General features: G+C 50.1%; 2 protein-coding genes. Both read right to left on the minus strand.

Features of this window, described 5'->3' with window-relative positions; translation table 11 throughout:
* Positions 1-334 (minus strand): transposase (locus tag CKO15_RS13320; protein ID WP_242464804.1); only part of this gene is annotated, 334 nt, incomplete at its 3' end.
* A gap of 509 nt (positions 335-843) precedes the next feature.
* Positions 844-1,536, minus strand: a complete 693-nt coding sequence (locus CKO15_RS13325; RefSeq protein WP_200197219.1) for a YagK/YfjJ domain-containing protein — start codon at positions 1,534-1,536, stop codon at positions 844-846.
* Between the last annotated feature and the right edge of the window lie 2,411 nt (positions 1,537-3,947).

Genomic DNA, 3,947 nt, shown 5'->3' on the forward strand with positions numbered 1-3,947 from the left:
GCTTGCCGGCCAGATGCTTCTGCATCACGGGTGCGCCTTTATAGACGGCACGCCAGCGCTCGATGACCTCCTCATCGGACCACTCTTCGGTCTGACTGGGGTCAAGTTTGACGACGATGTGGCAGTGATTCGACATGACCGCATAGGTGGCGATGTCGATGGCGAAGATCGAGCTTAGCAGGCGAAGCTGATCCTCGACCCATTGGCGCCGATGCTCGTAGCTTTTGCCGGAGACGTGATCCTCACCGCAGAGAAAGCTGCGTCGCACGCAGCGTGTGACGATGTGGTAGTAGGGGATTGTGGGCGAGATTTGTTCACAGCGAGGGCGGGGCATGGTGGGCTCTCCTTAGCCGTTGCCTGTGGCCTGATCCGTTGGCCGGGTGATCGACAGCTGCCTTGGGGCGCTGTGTCGATCGTATCGGTGGCCGAGTCCTTCGGCACCAAGTGCAGTCTACTCTACCCCTTGGGGAGGCTCAATGGCGCGGTTCAGCGCGGTACAGTGATGGCCCGATGTGGCGGCTCAGTCGGTGGTGCTTGCGGTGCCGGCGATGGCGGTGACGACGGTACCGGCGGTGACGCTGGATATAACGATGGTGACGTTGATGGCGATGGCACCCTGTTGAGGGTGCCATCGTTGAGTAGTCGCCGGTTGATCTGTTCCCCTGTTCCCTTGCTCTTCCTGCACATCCGAGAGATGGGGGACAGGCACTTGCTTGTCTGGGGGAGAGGTGATATCGAACCGGCTATCGTTATGCTGTAACTGAGTGCTGCACCGGGTTGATCCGTGATACGAGCGAGAGGGAGATGATTGGGTGCTCCCTCTCACTCATTAGAGGCGATTGATTAGTCGTCTCGATCTTCGGACGATCTACGGTTGCTGGTTCTGAATGCGCAGAAGCCCCGACCCAGCGGTTTGCCTTCGTATTTACACAGGCTGCTCGATTGGAGGAAGAGCTGCTGCCATGCGTTATGATCATTCGTCATCAGGCGCATGGTCTGGATCTCACCGGTGTGTGGATCCGTTGGAAAAGAGACAAGCTGTACGACGGGGTCAGGGATTCCCAAAGCGTGTGACCAAGCACGCACGATGTGGCCGGCCAGGTTATCGCCTCTTCCTACATCTGGAACGGGTCGGGTGTTGCAGAGCTCCTGGATGAAGTAGGTGTTGAGCAGGAGGAGGACTTTGTAATCGACCTGTCCGGTGTTTCGGTCATGCTCGCGCGTCCAGGCGAAGTGAAACTTTGGACACGTGTTGGTGGTGCTGTCTAAGAACGGATTGTAGAGATGTTGCCAGAAGAGGCTGATGAGCCCGTTGCCGTATTCGAGGGTCGCTCGGATTTCAAAGGTGTTCGGGCAGTGTAAATCGAACCGCACGGCTAAGGTTTCAGGCTGCGTATCTTTGACCCGATAAAGCAAGTCTTCAAGCGAGTTGAGATGACGGGTAATCAGTGGTCCTTGCTCTTGGTCTACGGGATTACCGTTGTACTCATCGGCGTAGTGAAGCTGGATGTATTGGTTTTGATCATTAGTAGGCATCGTGTTGTTCCTCTTGATGGAGTATTGATGGATGTGAGCGATCCGGATGTACGTCATTGCCTGAGTTGTTGAAGTGTGAGTCCGTGCAATGAAGAACAAATCGGTTGTCGCCCATACCATTGGCAGTGCCGTAGTCAATGATCGGTGGTGGTTTTCGGTGATGATGTATGTGTGAAAACCGGTCGAATGGATGTTTGATACGGGTCTGAATGGGAAAAGGGATGTGAGGGGATTGTTACTCGGTTTGAGTTTTCTGTAACGGGTGATGTTGAATGGAGAGGTCAAAAGACGGCCAGGAATCAACTTTTGATGTGATGTAAGTGATGGATCGGTTGGGATCGTTCGAGTTTGGTAAGGGATGATTGAAATCGATTGCCTGGAGTTTTGAATGGGTTGAGTGAAGTAGGCATAAATCGGGTGGTTTATGAGGGGTGTTGGTGATGTGTTTGACTTTTGAGGTGGGTGTTTGAATTGCGTGGAAGTTGATTCGGGTGGTTTCTTTGGTTAATGGGTGCCTTATGGTTGAACTAATATGCGTTAAATAGAGGGTGATAAAGGCTAAATGTATGAGAACTGCCCAAGCCGGTAATGAAATGGCCGGAAAGTAGTAATGTAAATGCCTCTAGGGCCCACACAGAGCGCTTCTCAGCGGTTCTATGGGACAGGTATAGGCTGCCCTACTGGTTAATGGCGAAAATCGCTTAGAGTGGCACTGTGAAGCTAGAATAGGCAATGCGCTAATAAGGCTGAAATGACCTTGATGCAATGTTTAGTAAGCCCTTATCGATAAAAACAGAAATCAACCGGAGGCCAATCAATAAAAATTCGGTAAAATGACGTCTTGAGTATAGCCAAATAGAGGCAGTTGAGAGGGTTGTGAGGTATTCTGGAATGGGGATTTGCTCTTTGAGGGCTTGAGATGAGCCTTAGATCGGGCAGTAGGCTCAATGTGGCAGTTGAATGAACGTGATAAATGCGCCTGATCGGTAAAGTGGTCGACGATGAGCGGCATAAATGCCCCTGAGAGCCACGAGAAGCGCTTCTCAGCGCTTCTCAGCGCTTCTACGGGGGTGATAGGCTACCCTACGTTAAAGGGGTGAAAATCGCTCACAGGAGCTCTGCGGCTTTAGAGAGGCAAAACGGGTATAATCGCGAAATAGTCGAAGTCAACGGTTCAATGATCGTCCATCCAATCAAGATAAGAAGCCAATAAGAAAGCAAATCGAGAAAACACCTAAGATGCTACCTTCAATCGAGCTGAAATAGAGCTGATTCAAGGGTGGGCAAGAGGTGTCGAAGATGGTATCTCTTCATCTGTGGGCTTAGGTCTGGGTTTTTAAGATTAGGATGCTTGAGGTTGGCTTGAGTTTTTAACTCAATGGCTGCTTGATGGTGTTTTTGATGCGGAACAAAGGGTTATCGAGGGGAATCAAAGATGAATCTTCTCGCTTAATGCTCAGCAAGCAGAAACATAGCCGAAACCAAGCAGCTCAAATGCCTCTAGGAGCTACGCAGAGCGCTTCTAAGCGCTTCTATGGGGTTAATGTAGGCTACCCTACTGGTTGACAGCGAAAATCGCTTAGAGAGCCGTTGTGTGGCTCTATGAAGATTGGTGGAATATGGCCGAATCAAGATGCAGTATGCTTAAAGCAAGATAATATCCGTCGATCAATAACCAAACCCTTGTAGCTAAGATCTATGAATGCCTCTAGGAGTCACGCAGATCGCTTCTAAGCGGTTTATGTGAGAAGTGCACCCATACGTAGTGCTGCTATGGAAAAGCTCCTGAGAGACGCTCTGTGGCTTCATATGAGGGATAACGGGAATGACTCGAAAGTTCTTCGTTGAGATTATGAATGCATCTCTTCGCTTTATTGAGGGAATATCCGAAAAATCAGCAGCTTGAAGCAAGGGATAATAAGGTGCTCAAGGCGATATATCTCGAATAATGTCGAATATGTACGCCTATATGAGCTACATACAGGCTATCTCAATCGACTTTAAGGGTGTTTTCGGTGTCTATGTTAAAAAAAGCCTCTCGCAAAATCTAAAAAACGCTCCATGAAGGCAAAAAAGGGCAAACGAGGGTGAATCAAAGGGTGTTTGGGTACGTTGTAATCACCCCCGTTTGCCTTATCGATGAAAAGTACCAAGCACAGTCGCTAAAAAACTCACTCGTAACTATGCAGGTTATCTTTGGTACTCACGAGATGATCCAAATGTCCGAAGATTCTGCCCTACGGGTTTGGTGCATAGGCGCCAAAATAAGCCGGTTAGCACTCACACGTTACTGATTCCACGATCCCGACAATAGCTGATCAGCTCGTTCAATCGTGGCGGTAACTGCTGCAGTTGTCGCCGCCGGGGACGCTCAGACATGACCGCCAAGGCCTCATCCCAGCGTTCCAAGC

Source organism: Halorhodospira abdelmalekii, from assembly GCF_016583625.1.
In the GTDB taxonomy this organism is placed as follows: Bacteria; Pseudomonadota; Gammaproteobacteria; order Nitrococcales; family Halorhodospiraceae; genus Halorhodospira; species Halorhodospira abdelmalekii.

Bases quoted from the DNA above. Each gene is read 5' to 3' on its own strand.
- CKO15_RS13325 (WP_200197219.1), bottom strand. From the start codon at position 1,536: ATGCCTACTAATGATCAAAACCAATACATCCAGCTTCACTACGCCGAT.